Origin of the sequence: Alteromonas sp. 38 (assembly GCF_902506055.1) — a bacterium.
Classification (GTDB): Bacteria; Pseudomonadota; Gammaproteobacteria; order Enterobacterales; family Alteromonadaceae; genus Alteromonas; species Alteromonas lipotrueae.
Window position 1 is genome coordinate 319,646 of record NZ_LR733300.1, and the last position, 18,370, is coordinate 338,015.

Genomic DNA, 18,370 nt, shown 5'->3' on the forward strand with positions numbered 1-18,370 from the left:
ATACAAGCAAATATCTCAATTTTGGATCCAATAATGTCTGTGTGGGAATACATGAAAAACTTAAGTATTTGGAATATAGGTATTTAGACGATGTTGCTTATTTTGAAAAAAGTAGTCTATCGTCACGAATAGGCTAATATTGGATCCAATTGAATACTTTACGTTGTAGTATTCGTTACATTGCTATCTAACCTATAACCGGAGAGCGTCGTTGAATAAAGAAAGGCATGCCGTATTAAGCATACTTCGAGACAAGATTTTGTCGGGCAACATTGAGGCCGGACAGAGGATAACCGAAATTTCAACTGCTGAGGAATTAGGGGTTTCCCGCACTCCGATCAGAATTGCTTTTCGGGCACTAGAGAATGAAGGTTTACTAATTAAGCTGCCTCGAAGAGGCTACAAAGTGAGGAAAATTACGAAAGAAGAAATTATTGGGTCGGTTGAGGTGAGGGGCGTACTTGAAGGGCTAGCTGCCAGATTGGCAGCTGAACGAGGGCTTAGTGAATCAACCATTGCCAATCTTGAAGAATGCCTACAGATTGGCGATAGCATTTTCGATAAAGGCTATATCGATGAAATGGATATTCAGAAATACGTAGAGATGAATAGCATGTTTCATGCCTCTATAATTGAAGCCAGTAAAAATGCATCGATTGAGGAAGCGCTAAAACTTAATGAGCATTTACCGATGTCATCCGTTAATTCATTGGTGTTCAATCCAGAGGAAACAGAGCGTGAATTTCAGCGCCTATACTACGCTCATATGCAACACTACGCCGTCGCAGAGGCGCTTTTGTCTGGGCAAGGGGCAAGAGCCGAAGCATTGATGAAAGAACATGCCCATGCGGCATTGCACAACTTCGAACGCCTTAATCGAGCGGCGACTAAACGCATTTTCGTTTAGCTCGGCAATCATGCAGGTAAGCTTCCTTAATTACTTTAATTGCTGCTTCCGGTATCATTCCAACCTATGAGTATAGTCGATTTACAACGACGAAAATGTAACAAATGTAAAAACACTACCCTTTCCTGAGAAAGTAAATGAGAATGTTTCTTATTTAGAATAACTAAACATTTAACTGGAGCTTTCCTTGAAAAAACTAGTGTTCATTGGTGCGGTTTGCACACTGTCCAGCGCGTTTTCCTATGCGCAAACGCAAGAGACTGACGAAACTACTTCTGTCGCGACAGACACTGTCGAAAAAATTTCGGTGGTAGGTGCTACAACAAACCTAAGCATTACTGCTGAAGACATCGAGCAATACCAAGCTAATGATCTCGCTGATATATTTCGCTACTCGCCTTCAATTAGTGTTGGTGGTTCGGTAGGGGTTGCACAAAAGATATATATCCGTGGGCTAGAAGATGCTTACTTAAATGTTACCGTTGATGGTGCGCAGCAAACCTCCACACTGTTCCATCACATTGGCCGTGTCACCATTGACCCTGATTTACTGCAGCAAATTGATGTACAAGCAGGGGCTGGTGAAGCCACCAGTGGCCCAGGCGCAATTGGTGGTTCAATTCGCTTTAAAACCAAAGATGCCGACGACCTTTTAGTTGAAGGCGAGCAATTTGGTGGCCGTGTTAAAGCAAGCTACTTTTCAAACGACGGTACGCGCTATAGCGGCAGCCTTTACGGCAAGCTAAGCGATACATGGGGCGTGTTGGGTTATTACAGCACGGTAGATCGCGACGATATGGAAGATGGCGACGGTAACGAAATTTACGGTACCGCGGCCGATCAAGACATGTTGTTTCTTAAAGCCAGTGGCGATATTGCTGAAAATCACTATTTGTCGTTAAGTGTTGAGCAACGTGACGAAGAAGGTGAATTCTCTGCCCGCCCGAACTGGGTAGTATTAGAAGGCGCAGCACTTTATCCAAGTGAAGCACAGCGTGATACCTATGTAGCAAACTACCGTTTCGCGCACAGCGATATGGTGTATTTAGAAGCGACAGCCTATCAAACCGACTCTTCATTTCAAGGTGGCCGTTTTAATTGGTTAGCTGAAATAGATACTTACGGTTTCGATATTCGCAATACCAGCGAAACGGCAAAGCATAAGTTTGTATACGGGGTAGATTATCGTAGTGATGAAGTTACAAGTGGTTCAGCTGGTGGTACAACAGATAACGCAGAAGAAAGCAGCGTAATGGGTATATACGCACAGGGTTACAGCGACGTTACTCCTGAACTATTGCTTAGCTACGGTGTGCGCTACGACGATTATGATTTCCAACAACGCATATTGCTTGAAGAGTATTACGGTACACCGGTTACTGACAGCGAAGCGTCGTTAGACGATTCTGAACTAAGCTTCAATGTGGGTGTTGCTTACCAACTTAATGAATCATGGACCTTAGGGTTAGGTTATGCTGAAGCTGCCAGAGGAAAAGAAATTGGCGATGGTTTTACTATCGACGGTTATCTTTACGATGGCTCAGACATTCCTGTAGTGGCTGATGATCTTGTACCCGAAACAGTACAAAACATTGAAGCTTCTATTGAATACAGTGCGAATAACTTAAATGCGAAATTAAGCGTTTATAACTCAACCCTAGATGATGTGATTTTTGAAGGTTACGAAGGAAACTCTGTCTTCAATAACATCGGTAGCGTGGAAAGCAGCGGTATTGAATTCGACCTTGCCTATCGCGTAGATTCATTCGACTTTTTCTTTGGTTTCTCAACTGCTGATAGTGAACTTGACCCAAGAGATGGTATTTACAACGTAGACTACTCGTCAATTGATCTGAACGGATATGAGTTTGTGGGTTTAGGTAATAGCCGCGGCGATACTTTAGTGGTTGGCGTAGATTACACGGTTAACGCCGATATTAGCGTTGGTACGAGTATTAGGCAGGTTAGGTCTATTGATATTGATACCTTGCATCAAGCGGTTGATTTGGGTTGGACAGACAGTTTGTATAGCCTAAACAAACCAAGCTACACCCTTGTTGACTTGTATGGTGAGTGGGAGGCCACAAGCAATATTCTTGTAAACTTAGCTGTGTCTAACTTGTTCGATGAGCAATACATCGACCATTCAAGCGTGGGTGACTACAGCGAAGTATTTGGCACTGTTATAGGCCCTCATGAAGCAGGTAGAGATATTAGACTATCAGTGACCTACGACTTTTAGTATTAGGTCATTAACTTAATGGTAGCTAAAACGATAAAAAAGTGGGTCTTTTGGGCCCATCTTATTGCCGGCTTAATTGCCGGCATATTTGTTTTGTGTATGTCCTTTACGGGTGTATTACTGACTTATGAACGGCAAATCGTAGAGTTCAGTGAAAGGCTGCACGATGTAGATCCTGAAAACACAAATACGACACCTACCAAACAAAAAAACGCGCTCATTAGCACTGACGTCAGCACTGGCACCAGTCCTCGCACCAGTAGTCGCATCAGCACCGATGAAGTGGTGTCGATACTGCAAACGCTTAAACCTAATGATCCACATATTTATGTTCGCTGGGTAAACCGCGAAGGCGCGGCTATTCCGGCATGGGCTGGGCGGCACAGCTTTTTACTACACCCTTATACCGGCGAAATTCTTCGTGAAGGCGAGGGCATGGTGGGGGAGTTTTTCCATGTGGTCACCGACTTTCATCGTTATTTATCCCTTGCGGGCGACTATCGTGCGGTGGGTAAAAACATCACAGCGTATGCCAACTTAATATTCCTCTTTCTAATCGTAAGTGGCCTATATTTATGGTTGCCTAAGCGTTTAAACCTAAGGGCCTTAAAACAGCAGTTTTTATTACCCAAAACCTACCGAAATTCTTATCACCGAAATCGGCAGTGGCACTTCGTCTTCGGTATCTGGTGTTTAATACCGTTGTTTGTTATCGCGTTAACTGCCACTATTTTTCATTTCGATTGGGCTAATAAAGCCATATACGGTGCGTTCGGTGAAAGTGTACCTGCCCGCGAGCAGCATGAGGAAATTACCAGTTTATCGGCTGATGAAGTGCCTTATGAAACCTTGTTTAAGTCAGCCCAGCAACATGCTAATGCCAATGAGTACGAAGATTGGTATTCAATGTGGATGGAAATAGGTGAAGATATTCATGAAGCCCGTTTCTTCATTGATAAAAGCATAGGGCATAGGCAAGAACTCGCATATTCGCTGTTTTTCGATACCCGAACAGGCAAAGTAACCAAGGTGCTAAGAAAGCAAGATTGGTCTCTTGGTGGCCAAGCTTGGGGCACGGCGCGTTTTCTACATACCGGTGAATACTTTGGGGTTATCGGTCAAACCGTGGCAGGGCTGGTGTCATTGCTTGCTTGTGTGCTGGTGTATACCGGCATTGTGTTGGCGTGGCGCAGATTAGTCAGCGAGCCCAAACGGTTGCGCCAAAACGCTGAATTAACAGTTTAAGGATAGGCCGATATACGGGTACTTGTGAACATTCGCGGGCTGTAACGGTTATGAGGCTGGTAATTCAATTTGAATTTTTAGCCCGCTGCGCTGGCTGGCGACGTCAGTATAATTTTGAGCTTTAATGGTGCCGCCCACGGCTTCAATTTGCCGGTGGGCTAACGCCAAACCTAAACCAAAACCAGTGCTTTGCGACGTATCTATTCGTTCGCCTTTGGATACTCTGGCTTTATCTACTCGAAAGAACGGCTTAAAGATATCTCCAAGCATATGTTCAGGCACACCGGGGCCATTGTCTTTTACACAGAGTTGGTAGCCCTTATCGGAGCTTGTGAGCAGCACTTCTACTTCCGACGTCTCAGGCGTATGGCGTAATGCGTTTCGAATTATATTTTCTATCGCTTGGCCTAGCGCGATTTGGCTGCTTTGGGTAAGCGGCGCTTTTTCAGGTAGCCGACTAATGAGGTTTTTGTCGGGGTATTCAAAGCGGGCGTCTTCGCAAATAACGTGTATTAATTCAACCAAATCGAAGTCTTCAGCATTGAGCTGTGGAGACTCGGTATTTAACCAAGCGAGGGTAAGCGTATCTTCCACCAAGCTGCGCATGGTAGAGGCTTCGTAGCGAAGTCGCTCTATTGCTTGTTGTGGATTAATTTGCTGCTCTACAAAATCAACCGCCATATCTATACGTGTTAAAGGCGTACGTAACTCATGAGAGAGGTCGGCGAGCAACTGGCGTTGATTATAAATAAGTTTGCTGGTTCTATCGGCCATCTTATCGAACGTAACCGCTAGGCGAGTAAGTTCGTCGTTACGGTCAAGCAAAGAGGCATTCGTTCTTACATCGTGATGGCCGTCACTGAAGGCTTTGGTGACGTTTTCTAGCTTACGCAAAGGTGACATCACGTGGCGGTATAACACCAAACTCAATACGCACAGCAATATTAACGGCAATGCAATTTGCAGGAGGGCATTGGCATACAACAACATAGCACCTGGGCGCATACGCTGAGGTAGTTCAATTAACAGGTGGGTGTCGGCGTCGGCAAAAGGGATCTCCATCACGGGGTTTTGCTGAAAATATAAATGTATTTTCCACTCCACACTTCTTCCATATTGAAAGCGGTCGAAAAAGGGTTTGTAGATAGTTGAGCCAGCCAGTGGCGTAATATCTGAACTGACCACGCCTGCCCAAGTACGCTCTTTTTCTTGAAGCATCTTAAGCCAAACCGACAGGGCATCTTCGCCTTCATTATTCCAAATTTCATCGGCTTCTTTTCCGTAATCCAACAATTGCTGCTGATGTTCATCAGCAATAAAGCTCATGCTAGATTCGGTGTGATTAGTTAGCCAGTCTATGGCCCAGAAAAGTAGAACCGTCCCTACCCCAATAACGGTACACATTCGCCAGAAAAGGGTGTATTTCACGAGAAGCGATAGCCTTTGCCATGCAAGGTAGAGAGCCTTTCTGGCGGCATACCTGCTTCTACTAATTTTTTACGTACGCGACTAATATGCATGTCTAAACTTCTATCATAACGGCTGAATGGCCTGTTAAGTACGCTTTGGTATAAGAAGGCTTTGGTCATGACTTCATGGTGGTTTTCAAGTAGTACCCACAGTAATTTAAACTGAATTGGGGTGAGTTCTACAGCGCTCTCAGAATAGCGAACATCTTGCTTAATTCGGTTAAGTTTGAGCTCATCAATGATAAACTGTGAGGTTTGTTTCGGTGGGGTGGTGTCTCGCTGGCTCCGACGTAGCAAAGCCTCTATCCTAAGCATCATTTCTGTGAAGTTAAAGGGCTTGGGTAAATAGTCATCTGCGCCTTTTCTATAGCCTTCAATGCGCTCTTGTTCAGCGCCGCTGGCGGTAATCATCATTACCGGAGTATGCTTAACTTTTCGAATTTGATTCAAAACTGCCAAGCCATTGAGCGAAGGCAATAAGATATCGAGTAAAATGAGATCGAAACTTTCCTGCAGCGCTGTCAACAAGCCTTTCTGGCCATCTAAGCACTGCGTGGTGGTAAACCCTTTTTGTTTTAGCAACCTAGCCACCTGATCACTAAGGGTTATATCATCTTCTATTATTAAAATGCGAGCGGCAGACATAATATGTACCAAGGTTGTGAGCCTATATGCTATTGATAATTGTTCTTATTTGCAAGTTGATTGACGTATCACTTTCAAACTTTGCGCATTTTTGCTACTTTCAGCCCACATTCCGCAACATAGTACACCCGTTATTTTATCTTCAATTTAAAACGGCAAGGATTAGTAATGGCCTCTCATTTTTATAATTCACTTTTTATCGTATTGAGTCTGCTTTTTATCATCACTGGTTGTAGTCATAACGCTAGTCACACCTCCTCAGACGCGGCCTCAGTGAGCAAAGAAGAATCTGCAACTACCCTAACTGGTACCTGGCAGGTGGAAAGCATCGACAAGGGCGGCATTATCGATAGCAGTATGCTGACTGTCGAGCTGGTAACAAAAAATAGAATTTCCGGTTTTACTGGTTGTAATCAATTTTCGGGCATACTTAATGTAAAAGCGGGTGGATTAGCAGAAGGTGAGTTCTCAACGTCTAAATTGGTAACGACTCGCCGCGCTTGTGTAGGTGCCATGTCAGCTCAAGAAAAGCGCTTCGTGAAAGCGTTAGAAACGGCAAGCCGTTATGAAATTCAAAAGGGCACGTGGTTGGTAATATACGATAACGACGGTAAGCAAAGACTTAAGTTAATTAGCATGTCCGCACAAGAAACGGCGAAGAATGAAAAAATGGACGCCGCTACCACAGGAACGCATCAGTTTAATTGTGCGACAGCTGGAAACATCGAGGTGCGCTTTTTGGGCCCAGAAACAATAAAGCTATCTGAAAATGGTAATATTCATATATTGCAGCGCGCCCGTTCAGCCTCAGGTGCACGTTACATCGGTATGAATACAGAATTTTGGAACAAAGGGAATTCAGCCGTTCTTAGCCTTCAAAATCAATCTTACTCCTGCAATAAGTAATTGAACTATGCCATTTGAGTTTATATTTACACTTCACCACCTTTTATAGGTTTTTTTGCACATATAGCAGTTTTTCGCATCTCGTTACTTGCCAACTTTCCAAATTGAGTACTACGCTTAGTCCATATTGTAACCAACAATGACTAACGCGTTGCCTATTTACTCTTCATCAAAATAAAGAGTAAGTACCTTTATGACATTGAACACACGTCATGCATATTTCACTCGGTTAAGCGTTGAGTGATGAAGGAGTAGTGGCAGGGTATAAGGAGATCCTTTTGCATTCAAACGTGGAAAGTTCATCTACACACTCACAAAGTAGCGCTAACCTCTATGTAGTTGGCGTAGCGGCAGGGCTGTTGGCGTCTTGGGCTCTGTTCTTTTTAGGCTCAGCGCTTTTTGGCTTTATTCTGCTAACGGCAGTACTAATAGGCTTTGTTGCTTATGTATCAAGTAAAACAGCGTCAGGTGATACCAAATCCTCTATCGAAGAAACACATTCCAGCACGGCTTATGTTGAAGATAATATTGCATTAGCAGGGGGAGAAATTGCCCATTCATTATCAATATGTGAGGGAAATCTGGCCTCTATTAAAACAACCCAAGATGATGCGGTTGTTACCCTTAGTCAAGCATTTACCAGTTTAAAAGACTTAGTAGCAGCGCAGGTTAATTGTATTGATGCCTTGCTCAGCGTCGATGCTTCAAACAATACCGCTTACTCAGATAAAATGCGCAATTTTGCTCAAGATACCGATAGCACCCTTGTGAGTTTTATCGATTCCACTGAAAAAATGTCGTCTTCAACGCAGCATTTAATGGGCCAAGTACAAACCATTCAACAAGCGATGCCTACGGTTATCGATGCCCTTAGTGGAATAGACGATATTTCAGCCCAAACCAATTTGTTAGCTTTAAATGCAGCTATTGAAGCGGCGCGAGCCGGTGAAGCGGGAAGAGGCTTTGCCGTGGTGGCCGATGAAGTGAGGGCTCTGTCTACCCGCTCGACCCAGTTTAGTGATGTTATTAAGAAGCAGGTAGAAAATATTAAAGGCTTGGTTGATAAGCTCACCGAAACCGCCGAATTCGTTGCTTCTCAAGACATTTCCCACGTGGTTGAAGCTAAAGATCATATCAGTAAAGAACTAAAAGATATTATTCGCAAAGCAGAATCAGACCAGGTTACTACCAAGCAACTAGAGGGTATTGGGCAACAACTAGATGATGCAATCAATAACGCGATAAGAGGCATGCAGTTTGGCGATATAAATGGCCAGCACATTGATTACACGAAAGATATTGTAAAATTTATTATCGAGCGACTCCAACAACTAGAGCCTGATAATTTGGAAGCGTTTGCGTCTGAATTGAAGGCTTACCAACAAGCGCTTGCCCAACGAGGAAAAACCGACCACAACCCAGTTTCTGCAACATCCATGCAGTCGGGAGAGGTAGAGTTATTCTAGGGTACAAAGGATTTTTACATCAAAAAGTTATTACTTTTAAGCTGTTAGGGAATAGAAAGTATGAGCAAGCATATTTTAGTAGTCGACGATTCTATATCAATTCGTCAAATGGTCGAGATGACCTTAAAAGGGGCTGGATATACAGTTACCACCGCACAAGATGGTCAAGAAGCACTGGATAAATGTAAATCTCAGCAATTTGGATTTGTATTGACCGACCAAAACATGCCCCGCATGGACGGTTTAACACTCATCAAAAACTTGCGTAGCTTAAACGGTTTCAATCGCACGCCTATTGTTATGCTGACCACTGAAGCGGGCCCAGAGATGAAAGCGAAGGGGAAAGCAGCGGGTGCCACGGGTTGGATGGTGAAACCTTTCGATCCTAATAAGTTATTAGATGTGACAAAGCGCGTTTTGGGCTAATCCTTTTCACATTTTACCTGTCTGGAAGGATTCAGAATGAGCATCGATATTGAGCAATTTCATGGCGTGTTCTTTGACGAGAGCGATGAGCATCTCGACGACATGGAACAACTGCTAATTAGCCTTGATGTAGACTCGCCTGACTCGGAAGAACTCAACAGTATTTTCCGCGCAGCCCATTCTATTAAAGGGGGAAGTGGCATTTTTGGCTTCAACGCCTTAATGAACCTTACTCATGTAATGGAAAACTTGTTAGATAAGGCCCGCAATCAAGAGCTATCTGTTACCACCAATATCGTTAACCTATTGCTTGAAACCCTAGATGTATTGAAAGCGACGTTAGCGGCCTATCGCAATCAAGTAGATGTGCCAGAACAGGCTATTGCAGTTAGTATTACCAAACTAGAAAAGGCGCTAACAGAAACCCAAGAAACAACAGCACCCGATACCAATATTGAGACTTCCAACCATCAGAATGTCGATAGCGGTAACGGCTTCGACAATGGCAACGATAGTACACATAGCGACAACGGCGACGCCTTTGGCTTTTTTGATGATACGCCCAGCGAAACAACGGCTAGCGTGGAAGACGACGGCTTCGGCTTTTTCGATGAACCAGAAGTACCCGTAATTAAGTCACTAGCCAGTGACGATAGCTTTGGTTTTTTCGACACTGCAGATATCCCCCCACCAAACGTAAAAGCGAATGAGTCCGTGGGCACACAGTCGGCTGCGTCACCTGTGCAGAGCTCGCCGGTTCCAACTAATGCCATACAGAGCTCTGTCGCACCAGATACTGCTGCAAATAAATCCACCTCGCCACCGCCCAGTATTTCAAAGTCGCCAGCCAGACCCGCTAGAAAAACCGGTGGACGAGACAGTGCCTCTATTCGAGTAGATACCGGTAAAATAGATGCCATGGTCAACCTCGTTGGTGAACTTGTTATTACCCAGTCTATGTTGTCCCTGATTGGGCAGGAAGTGGATGGGCAGGTAGGCGAGCGTTTGCAAGTAGCGATAGACGAGTTACAGCGCAACACTCGTGAAATTCAAGAGTCGGTAATGTCGGTCAGAATGTTACCGCTGACAGCTACATTCAATCGCTTTCCTAGGCTAGTTCGTGATTTGGCTGGCAAGCTAGACAAAAAAGTAGATTTAGTCTTACAGGGCGCTCACACAGAAATTGATAAAAGCCTGATTGAAAAGCTTGTCGACCCGTTAACGCATTTGGTTAGAAACAGTATCGATCATGGTATTGAGTTGCCCGAAAAGCGACGTGCCGCCGGTAAGTCAGAAATGGGCACCGTGATATTAGGCGCTGAGCAAAAAGGCGGCAGTATTATTATCAGTATTATCGATGATGGCGGCGGGCTGAACCGGGCGCGTATTTTAGATAAAGCACGCACAAATGGATTAGCCGTTAACGATGACATACCAGACAGCGAAGTATGGCAGCTTATCTTTCAAGCCGGTTTTTCAACTGCCGAAGCGGTAACCGATGTGTCTGGCCGTGGTGTGGGTATGGATGTGGTACGGCGGAATATTGAAGCTATTGGTGGGCGTATTGAAATAGAGTCTTCATTAGGAGAGGGCTCGGGCTTTTTCATACATTTACCGCTCACCCTCGCTATTGTTGATGGCATGTGCGTGTCGGTGGGAAGTCAGATTTTTGTAATACCGTTGCTCAACATTGTGGAGTCTTTTCAACCCACAGCCAGTCAACTTAAAACCTTGGGCAACGATACGGTACTTTATATACGCGACCAATACTGGCCCCTCGTCCCTCTTCACGACTATATGGATGTAGAAAACGCCAACCGTAAACCCACCGAAGCCATTGTTGTATTACTTGAAAGCAGTAAGAAGCGCTTCGGAGTACTTGTAGATGCCTTAGTTGGTCAGCAACAAGTGGTAATAAAAAGTTTAGAAGATCACTACCGAAAAGTAGCCGGAATTGCAGGCGCTACCATCATGGGCGACGGAAAAGTTGCACTCATTATTGATGCCGACTCTATCGCAACTACTTATACCTCAAGTCAAATAGAGGACATGCTCGCATGAGTGATACCGCATTACATCAGGCTGTTATCGGGGGCGATGACAAGGAATATCTAAGCTTTGTGCTTGCCGATGAGCACTACGCTTTAGATATCAAAACCGTGAAAGAAATTCGTGGCTATGAGCAAGTCACTAAAATTGCAAATGCGCCAGCGTTTATCAAAGGGGTAATCAATTTGCGAGGGGACATTGTACCTATTGTAGATTTACGCCTTAAATTCAACGTTGGCGAAGCCACTTATACCGAATTTACCATCGTGATTATGCTCAATATACAAGATCGCATTGTGGGCATTGTGGTAGATGGCGTATCGGATGTTATTCGGTTAATGGAAGACCAAATTCTAGCTCCGCCTGAATTTGGTGTGGCTTTTGACAGCCGGTACTTGCATGGGTTAGCAGATGTAGATGGTCAGATGGTTATTCTGGTGAATATTGAAAGCCTTATCACCAGCGAAGAAATGGGCTTAGTTGCTCCCCAAAGCGTTAACGAAGACGCGTAACAACTAAGACGGTAACGGTAAAAAATTTCGCAAATTTAGGATGAACTGGTTATGGGCGTGTTTAACTTTCTCAACAATGATGAGCTTAAAGCTGCACAGCACGAGGCGCAGCTAAAAACGCAAATTCTCGATGCAAGCACCGCAAGCATTATGGTAATTGATGGCGCGGGTAATATTGTATATCACAACCCCGCTTTTTTAGCGTTGGCGCAACAATACCCTGATGATTTTACGGTATCCTCTCACGGTGGCCATGCTGCTTTGAAGGGGCAGAATTTGTCGACGACCGTAAAGGGAAATACCCAACTTCTGAATGACATTTTGCAGTGCCGTGAAGCAAGCCTATATGCACAATTGGCCCAGACCGCATTTACTCTTAATATTACCGCGCTTAGCGCGTCAAGCTCAGATCCAGCGCAGTATGTTGTGCAATGGAGCGATAACGAACAGGAAGATCAGCGCGAGGGTATGGTTAATGCCATTAACCGAAGCCAAGCGGTTATTCTTTTTTCTCCCGACGGCAATATTGTTAAAGCAAATGAAAACTTTCTATCTGCCATGGGGTATTCAGAAAGCGAAATTAAAGGTAAGCATCACAGCCTGTTTGTCACTCGTGAATACGCCAGTAGCCAAGAATATAAAGATTTTTGGTCAGTATTGCGAAGCGGTGAAGCACACAGCGGTGAGTTTTGCCGAGTAAATAACAAGGGCGAAGACGTTTGGATCCAAGCTTCTTATAACCCTATTTTTGATCACAATGGCGAGGTTATCGCTATTGTAAAATTTGCTATTGATATTACCGCTGAGAAAAAGCAAAACGCCGATTATGAAGGGCAAATTAACGCGATTAGTAAGTCTCAAGCCGTTATTGAATTCGACTTACAAGGCAATATTCTAACCGCGAATAATAACTTTCTTAGTGTGATGGGGTATTCCTTAGAGGAAATCAAAGGAAAGCATCACAGTACGTTCGTGGAAAAAGAGGTAAAACTTAGCCCTGAATACGCTGCATTCTGGAAAGATTTGCAAGCAGGTAATTATCGAACAGGTGAATTCAAAAGGTTAGGCAAAGGGGGCAGTGAAATTTGGATCCAAGCTTCTTATAACCCTATTTTAGACAGCAACGGGCAACCTTTTAAGGTTGTGAAATTCGCCACTGATATTACCGCAGAAAAAGCTAAGAACGCTTACTTCGAAGGGCAACTAACCGCTATTAGTAAATCTCAAGCGGTTATCGAATTTGATTTAGACGGCGTGATTTTAGATGCCAACAGTAATTTCTTATCGGCACTTGGTTACACCCTAGATGAAGTGAAAGGAAAGCATCACAGCATATTCGTAGAGGCTGCTTACAAAAATAGCCCAGAATACGCGGCGTTTTGGGAACAACTACGCAAGGGGGTTTACGCCAGTGGCGAATACAAGCGTATTAGCAAATTAGGCAATGCGGTTTATATTCAGGCCTCTTATAACCCCATATTAGACCAAAACGGCAAACCGTTTAGGGTAGTGAAGTACGCCACCGATATTACGGGGCGCACGGTTGCGGTAGACAGCATTAAAACCGTGATGTCTAAGCTTACCGAAGGCGATTTATTGCATAACATTGAAGAGCCGCTAGATGGCGACTTTAAAGTACTTGGCGAGTCAATCAATCAATTCGTGGATGAACTACGCGACACCATCATCAAAATTCACGATGCGGTGGAAACTATTGATACTGCTTCTAATGAAATTGCGACAGGAAATGCCGACCTATCAAGTCGAACCGAGCAGCAAGCGTCTAGCCTAGAAGAAACGGCATCGGCCATGGAAGAGCTCACAGGTACGGTAAAACTGAATGCGGAAAATGCTGACCAAGCGAAAGGCTTGGCCAGTCAGGCATCTGATGTGGCATCAGAAGGCGGAAAGGTAATTGAAAAAGTGGTTCACACCATGGGGGAAATCAACGATTCGGCCCAGCGCATATCTGACATTATTGGTGTTATTGACGGCATTGCATTTCAAACCAACATATTAGCTCTAAACGCCGCAGTAGAAGCGGCGCGAGCTGGCGAGCAAGGCCGTGGGTTTGCAGTAGTAGCATCGGAAGTACGCACATTAGCCCAACGCTCGGCTGAAGCGGCTAAAGATATTAAAGGGCTTATTTCAACCTCGGTAGAGAAGATTACTAACGGCAATGTGTTGGTGAATAAGTCTGGTGAAACCATGGCGGATATTGTGACGGCAATTAAGCGGGTGAACGATATTATGTCAGAAATTGCCGCGGCAAGCTCCGAGCAAGCCACCGGTATTCAAGAGGTAAACAACGCTGTTGTGCAAATGGATGAAATGACACAACAAAATGCAGCACTTGTAGAAGAAGCGGCAGCCGCCGCAGACAGTATGAGGCAGCAGTCTGGGCAATTAGCACAGCGGGTAGCTGTATTTAAAGTGGGGCAACAGAGCTTTAGTTCAGTCTCTACGTCATCGAATAGCATGGCATCGTTTCCTACATCTTCTCCAAGAGCGATATCGGGGCCTGGGCCTTCTAAGCCAAGAGTATCGTTAAACCCAATGTCGCCGGATGAAGCAGAATGGGAGGCCTTTTAGTGTATGACGGAGTTACACCAAGTAGTGGCGCAAAGGGAATTTGCCTACAGTCGGCGAGACTTTGATAGAGTTAGGCGCTTACTGTTTGAGCGTGCCGGTATTCGGCTAGCCGACTCTAAAGATGCCATGGTGTATAGCCGCTTAGCGCGGCGCTTGCGCATATTAAAATTAACCCGTTTCAATGACTACTTGGAAATGGTGGCCCACAACCACCAAGAACAAGAGCATTTTGTTAATGCGCTGACGACTAATTTAACCTCCTTCTTCAGAGAGCCTCATCATTTTGAAGCGCTTTCAACGTACTTAAAGCAGCATCCCAACACAAAACGCATTTGGTGTTCGGCCAGTAGTACGGGGGAAGAGCCTTATTCCATCGCAATGACAGTGGCCTCGGTCTTTGGCACCTTTACCCCTCCAGTGTCTATTGTTGCCACTGATATTGATAGCAGAGTGTTGCAAAAGGCGGCGTCAGGGGTTTACAGCGCTAGCGGCATTGAACAATTACCTGCTGACTATCGACAACAGTTTTTCTATAAGGGAAAGGGCACGCAGCTAGGAAAAGTGCGTGTGGCCGATGAACTGAGGCGTATGGTGCAGTTTGAAACCCTAAACCTGATGTCGCCCACATGGGAGATTGAAAGCCCAATAGATATTATTTTTTGTCGAAACGTCATGATCTACTTCGATCGAGACACTCAGCGCAAAATTCTATCCCGAATGGTTACGTTAATGACACCTGAGGGAATGTATGTAGCCGGTCATTCTGAAAATTTCACTATGTACCCCGAGTTGGTGCGGCCTATGGGTAAAACTATTTATCGGCCAGTAAATTAAAAGGGGTTAGCAGTATGAGCCAAGATGAACAACCTATCAGTTACTTCGATAACCGATTTCGAAAAGAAGCCGTTAAATTATTACCCGGGCAATACGTTGCTACCGCTTCAAATAAGGTGTTGGTTACTATTTTAGGTTCCTGTGTTGCCGCGTGTATTTACGACCCAGAAAAGAAAATTGGTGGCATGAATCATTTCATGTTGCCTGAATTGAATTTAGCCAGTGAGCTAGACAGCAATCTTGCATCTAAATACGGTGTGCATGCAATGGATATGCTTATTGATAAGCTCATTACACTAGGGGCACGAAAAGAAAAGCTAGTGGCCAAGGCCTTTGGCGGTGGCAAAGTGCTCGCTGGGTTTGTGCAACAAGATATTGGAAGAATTAACGCTGAGTTTGTTGTTAACTATTTAACCAGGGAAAACATACCTCTATTAAATAGCGACTTAATGTCAGACTACGCCCGCAAAATATACTTTTTACCCGATGAAGGTAATGTTTATATGAAGCGAATTAGAAACTTTAATAATACCAGCTTGTATGAGCGTGAATCTAACCACCGAGTGCTGCTATCTCAGCAAGCCAATCCCGATGATTTCTCGCTAACGGAGCCTGACAATGCCCATCAAAGTTCTCGTGGTAGATGACTCTGCACTTATCAGGCAGTTGTTATCTGAAATTATTAACAATGAAGCTGACATGCTTTTGGTTGGGGCGGCACCCGATGCGTTTGTAGCAAAGAAAATGGTACAAGAGTTTAAGCCTAATGTGATCACTCTAGATATTGAAATGCCTAAAGTGGATGGCTTACGTTTTTTAGAGGTCATGATGAAAGCATGCCCCACACCGGTAGTTATGGTGTCTACGTTAACGGAAAAGGGGGCGGATGCTACGCTTCGCTCGTTAGAGTTGGGGGCGGTAGATTTTGTTCCAAAACCTAAGTTAGGTGTGGTGCAAGGTATGGAAGAGTATCGGGCAGTAATAACGGAAAAAATTAGAATGGCGGCGCATTCCACACTGAGTGCGCCTACACAGTCGCGGGCGTCACAACATGCGGCCATGCGTTACACTGGCAGTGAAAAGGTAATAGGAATTGGGGCTTCTACTGGCGGCACTGAAGCGATTAAAGATGTACTCATGCATTTCCCTAGAAACGCGCCTGCCACTGTTATTACCCAGCACATGCCGCCGGGTTTTACGACAACCTACGCCCGCAGATTAAATAGCTTATGTGAAGTGGAGGTTAGTGAAGCAAAAGGCGGAGAGCGTTTATTACCTGGACATGCCTATTTAGCGCCGGGTGATAAGCACCTCGTTGTTGAGCGCAGCGGCGCAGATTATCGAATTGCCTTGTCTGATGGCCCAAGAGAGTCGGGGCACAAGCCTTCAGTAGACGTGCTTTTTAATTCATTAGCGGTTAATGCAGGGGCAAATGCTGTTGGTGTGTTGCTAACCGGTATGGGACGGGATGGTGCAAACGGATTACGGCAAATGAGACAGCAAGGAGCCACTACGTTTTGCCAAGATGAAAAAAGCTGTGTTGTATTTGGCATGCCCAAAGTGGCGATAGAATTAAATGCGGCTAGCCATGTTACGCCGCTAGCTTCGCTAGCAGATGCTATACTCGATACATTAGAGTCGATTGGCGTGGGTACTCGGCTTTAATTGGTTTTTGTTTAATCTATGTTGCCGCTAAGTTTGCACTTAGCTTGTTAGCTGATTTAATTGATGTTTTAATGAAGCGGATCTGTTGTCACGATTACATTGCTGTTACAGAAAGCTGTTACTGTAACCTCAACTACGGAATGGTTATCGTGAATGCTTACAATAGGCCGATAACAATATAAGAAACATTAGCAACGCCCCTAAAAAATCATGAGAAATACGAATACATGATGGGGAAATAAAAGGCATGGGTCGTTACGGTATACCTGAATTTATTATCATTAGGTATAATTCCTAACACCTAAAAATAAGATCATAATTGCTATAGTTTCAAAACAAATCAAGGCATCACATAGCCTTCTCTACCGAAAACAAATGAGCTTGAACGATATCAGGCCGTTGGGGACATGTATGAAACAGCAAGCGCTAATCGCATCTATCGCAATGGTATTATCATCCGCAGCATTTTCTTCTGCAGCCTTGGCAAATGGCGGGTTTCAACCAACCGCTAAAGCATGCGTGAATGTGGGTAAAGAAATTTCACGAGTGAGTGGTGAAATGGATGCAGCTAAATCGGGTATTCAAAAGTCTTGGTTAAAGCGACAGTTGGGCGCGCTAGAAACTAAGCGTTCAAACTGTTCATCAAAAGGGTTTAAAGGCAGACAATTAGTTGCTAAAACTGATAACTAAAGCCTGCTACACTTTATATATCAAGGGTGTTCTATGCACCCTTTTTCATTGCTTGCTCAAGCTCAGTTAAACTTTCCACAATCAAGTCGGGTGTAAGTCCTAACGGATACATTATCTTGCCAGGTCTGCTCACAAACGTGGTTTGCATACCAATAGCCTTCGCACCACTGACATCCCACCCATGTGCGGCTACCATCATGGCTCCTTTGGGCTCAACGCCAACTTCTTTACATGCCCAGCGGTATACTTCGGGGTAAGGCTTATACGTTTTAATTTGTTCCGTGCTGAGTACATGCGAAAAGCGTTCACAAATACCTGCAAATTCCAGCTGCGCTTTTAGCCCTTCAATAGAGGAGTTGGATAGCGCCACTAAGGGTACATTTAACGATTGCAGCTTTGAAAGTGTTGGCTTTACATCATCATGCGCAGGAAGCTTGGTAATGTGGCTTTTTATGGCGTTAAGGGCTTCATCTTCAGAAACCGTAAAACCTTTACTATGCGCCACCATCACCAAAGCAGCTGCTCCAATGTTGATAAAATCATGAAACTGGTTAGAAGCTATATCGACAAGGGAGTGATGTAAAAGGTTGGCAAACCACAAATCGACTAAGTCTTCATTGCCACCGAGTAATGGCGCTAAACCATGCTTCATTTCTGCCATATCAAGCAAGGTTTCGTTAATGTCGAAAAAAATCGCTTTAGGTGCTGTCATGCTAGTAACT

General features: G+C 44.5%; 16 protein-coding genes and 1 pseudogene. 14 read left to right on the plus strand and 3 right to left on the minus strand.

From position 1 onward, the window contains the following. The first annotated feature begins 211 nt into the window (after positions 1-211). The 3 genes from FLAVO9R_RS01320 (at position 212) to FLAVO9R_RS01330 (ending at position 4,394) form a co-directional block, all read left to right on the plus strand. Positions 212-907: a GntR family transcriptional regulator gene (locus FLAVO9R_RS01320; RefSeq protein WP_159528112.1), complete on the plus strand. Its 696-nt coding sequence runs from the start codon at positions 212-214 to the stop codon at positions 905-907. A gap of 187 nt (positions 908-1,094) precedes the next feature. Then, positions 1,095-3,149 carry a TonB-dependent receptor gene (locus tag FLAVO9R_RS01325; protein WP_159528114.1) on the plus strand — a complete coding sequence of 685 codons (2,055 nt, stop codon included), beginning with the start codon at positions 1,095-1,097 and terminating at the stop codon, positions 3,147-3,149. An 18-nt stretch (positions 3,150-3,167) separates the two neighbouring features. After that, entirely contained in the window at positions 3,168-4,394 is a 1,227-nt protein-coding gene (locus FLAVO9R_RS01330) for a PepSY-associated TM helix domain-containing protein (RefSeq protein ID WP_159528116.1), read from the plus strand. 48 nt (positions 4,395-4,442) lie between these two features. Here FLAVO9R_RS01330 and FLAVO9R_RS01335 read toward each other — a convergent pair whose 3' ends face one another. Both FLAVO9R_RS01335 and FLAVO9R_RS01340 read right to left on the minus strand, forming a co-directional pair. After that, positions 4,443-5,822 (minus strand): sensor histidine kinase, encoded by a 1,380-nt coding sequence (locus FLAVO9R_RS01335; protein WP_159528118.1) that lies wholly within the window; start codon positions 5,820-5,822, stop codon positions 4,443-4,445. Continuing rightward, positions 5,819-6,508, minus strand: a complete 690-nt coding sequence (locus FLAVO9R_RS01340; RefSeq protein ID WP_159528120.1) for a response regulator transcription factor — start codon at positions 6,506-6,508, stop codon at positions 5,819-5,821. The genes FLAVO9R_RS01335 and FLAVO9R_RS01340 overlap by 4 nt, the downstream gene beginning before the upstream one ends. A gap of 168 nt (positions 6,509-6,676) precedes the next feature. Here FLAVO9R_RS01340 and FLAVO9R_RS01345 point away from each other — a divergent pair, with 168 nt between their 5' ends. The 11 genes and pseudogenes from FLAVO9R_RS01345 to FLAVO9R_RS01390 all read left to right on the plus strand — a co-directional run bounded on the left by FLAVO9R_RS01345 (position 6,677) and on the right by FLAVO9R_RS01390 (position 17,648). Then, entirely contained in the window at positions 6,677-7,414 is a 738-nt protein-coding gene (locus FLAVO9R_RS01345; RefSeq protein WP_159528122.1) for an META domain-containing protein, read from the plus strand. Positions 7,415-7,692: 278 nt separating this feature from the next. Further along, positions 7,693-8,880: a methyl-accepting chemotaxis protein gene (locus tag FLAVO9R_RS20510; protein WP_220099817.1), complete on the plus strand. Its 1,188-nt coding sequence runs from the start codon at positions 7,693-7,695 to the stop codon at positions 8,878-8,880. Between the two features lie 60 nt (positions 8,881-8,940). Further along, on the plus strand, positions 8,941-9,306 hold the full coding sequence (locus tag FLAVO9R_RS01355) for a response regulator (RefSeq protein WP_159528124.1): 366 nt from the start codon (positions 8,941-8,943) through the stop codon (positions 9,304-9,306). Positions 9,307-9,342: 36 nt separating this feature from the next. Beyond that, positions 9,343-11,367 carry a chemotaxis protein CheA gene (locus tag FLAVO9R_RS01360; protein ID WP_159528126.1) on the plus strand — a complete coding sequence of 675 codons (2,025 nt, stop codon included), beginning with the start codon at positions 9,343-9,345 and terminating at the stop codon, positions 11,365-11,367. Then, entirely contained in the window at positions 11,364-11,867 is a 504-nt protein-coding gene (locus FLAVO9R_RS01365; protein WP_126872400.1) for a chemotaxis protein CheW, read from the plus strand. Before FLAVO9R_RS01360 ends, FLAVO9R_RS01365 begins: the two co-directional genes overlap by 4 nt. Before the next feature lie 51 nt (positions 11,868-11,918). Next, positions 11,919-12,068 (plus strand): annotated as a pseudogene (locus FLAVO9R_RS20555) (hypothetical protein); the annotation flags it as partial. A gap of 267 nt (positions 12,069-12,335) precedes the next feature. Then, positions 12,336-14,459, plus strand: a complete 2,124-nt coding sequence (locus FLAVO9R_RS01370; RefSeq protein WP_442858575.1) for a methyl-accepting chemotaxis protein — start codon at positions 12,336-12,338, stop codon at positions 14,457-14,459. A 3-nt stretch (positions 14,460-14,462) separates the two neighbouring features. Next, positions 14,463-15,293: a CheR family methyltransferase gene (locus tag FLAVO9R_RS01375; RefSeq protein ID WP_159528131.1), complete on the plus strand. Its 831-nt coding sequence runs from the start codon at positions 14,463-14,465 to the stop codon at positions 15,291-15,293. A 14-nt stretch (positions 15,294-15,307) separates the two neighbouring features. Then, positions 15,308-15,940, plus strand: a complete 633-nt coding sequence (gene cheD, locus FLAVO9R_RS01380; RefSeq protein ID WP_159528133.1) for a chemoreceptor glutamine deamidase CheD — start codon at positions 15,308-15,310, stop codon at positions 15,938-15,940. Continuing rightward, a complete protein-coding gene (locus FLAVO9R_RS01385) occupies positions 15,912-16,958 on the plus strand; it encodes a protein-glutamate methylesterase/protein-glutamine glutaminase (RefSeq protein ID WP_159528135.1) in 1,047 nt (348 codons plus the stop codon). The genes cheD and FLAVO9R_RS01385 overlap by 29 nt, the downstream gene beginning before the upstream one ends. Positions 16,959-17,369: 411 nt before the next feature. Then, complete coding sequence (locus FLAVO9R_RS01390; RefSeq protein ID WP_159528137.1) at positions 17,370-17,648, plus strand: hypothetical protein; 279 nt, start codon at positions 17,370-17,372, stop codon at positions 17,646-17,648. 31 nt (positions 17,649-17,679) lie between these two features. Here FLAVO9R_RS01390 and FLAVO9R_RS01395 read toward each other — a convergent pair whose 3' ends face one another. Continuing rightward, positions 17,680-18,360 carry a haloacid dehalogenase type II gene (locus tag FLAVO9R_RS01395; RefSeq protein WP_159528139.1) on the minus strand — a complete coding sequence of 227 codons (681 nt, stop codon included), beginning with the start codon at positions 18,358-18,360 and terminating at the stop codon, positions 17,680-17,682. Positions 18,361-18,370 lie beyond the last annotated feature (10 nt).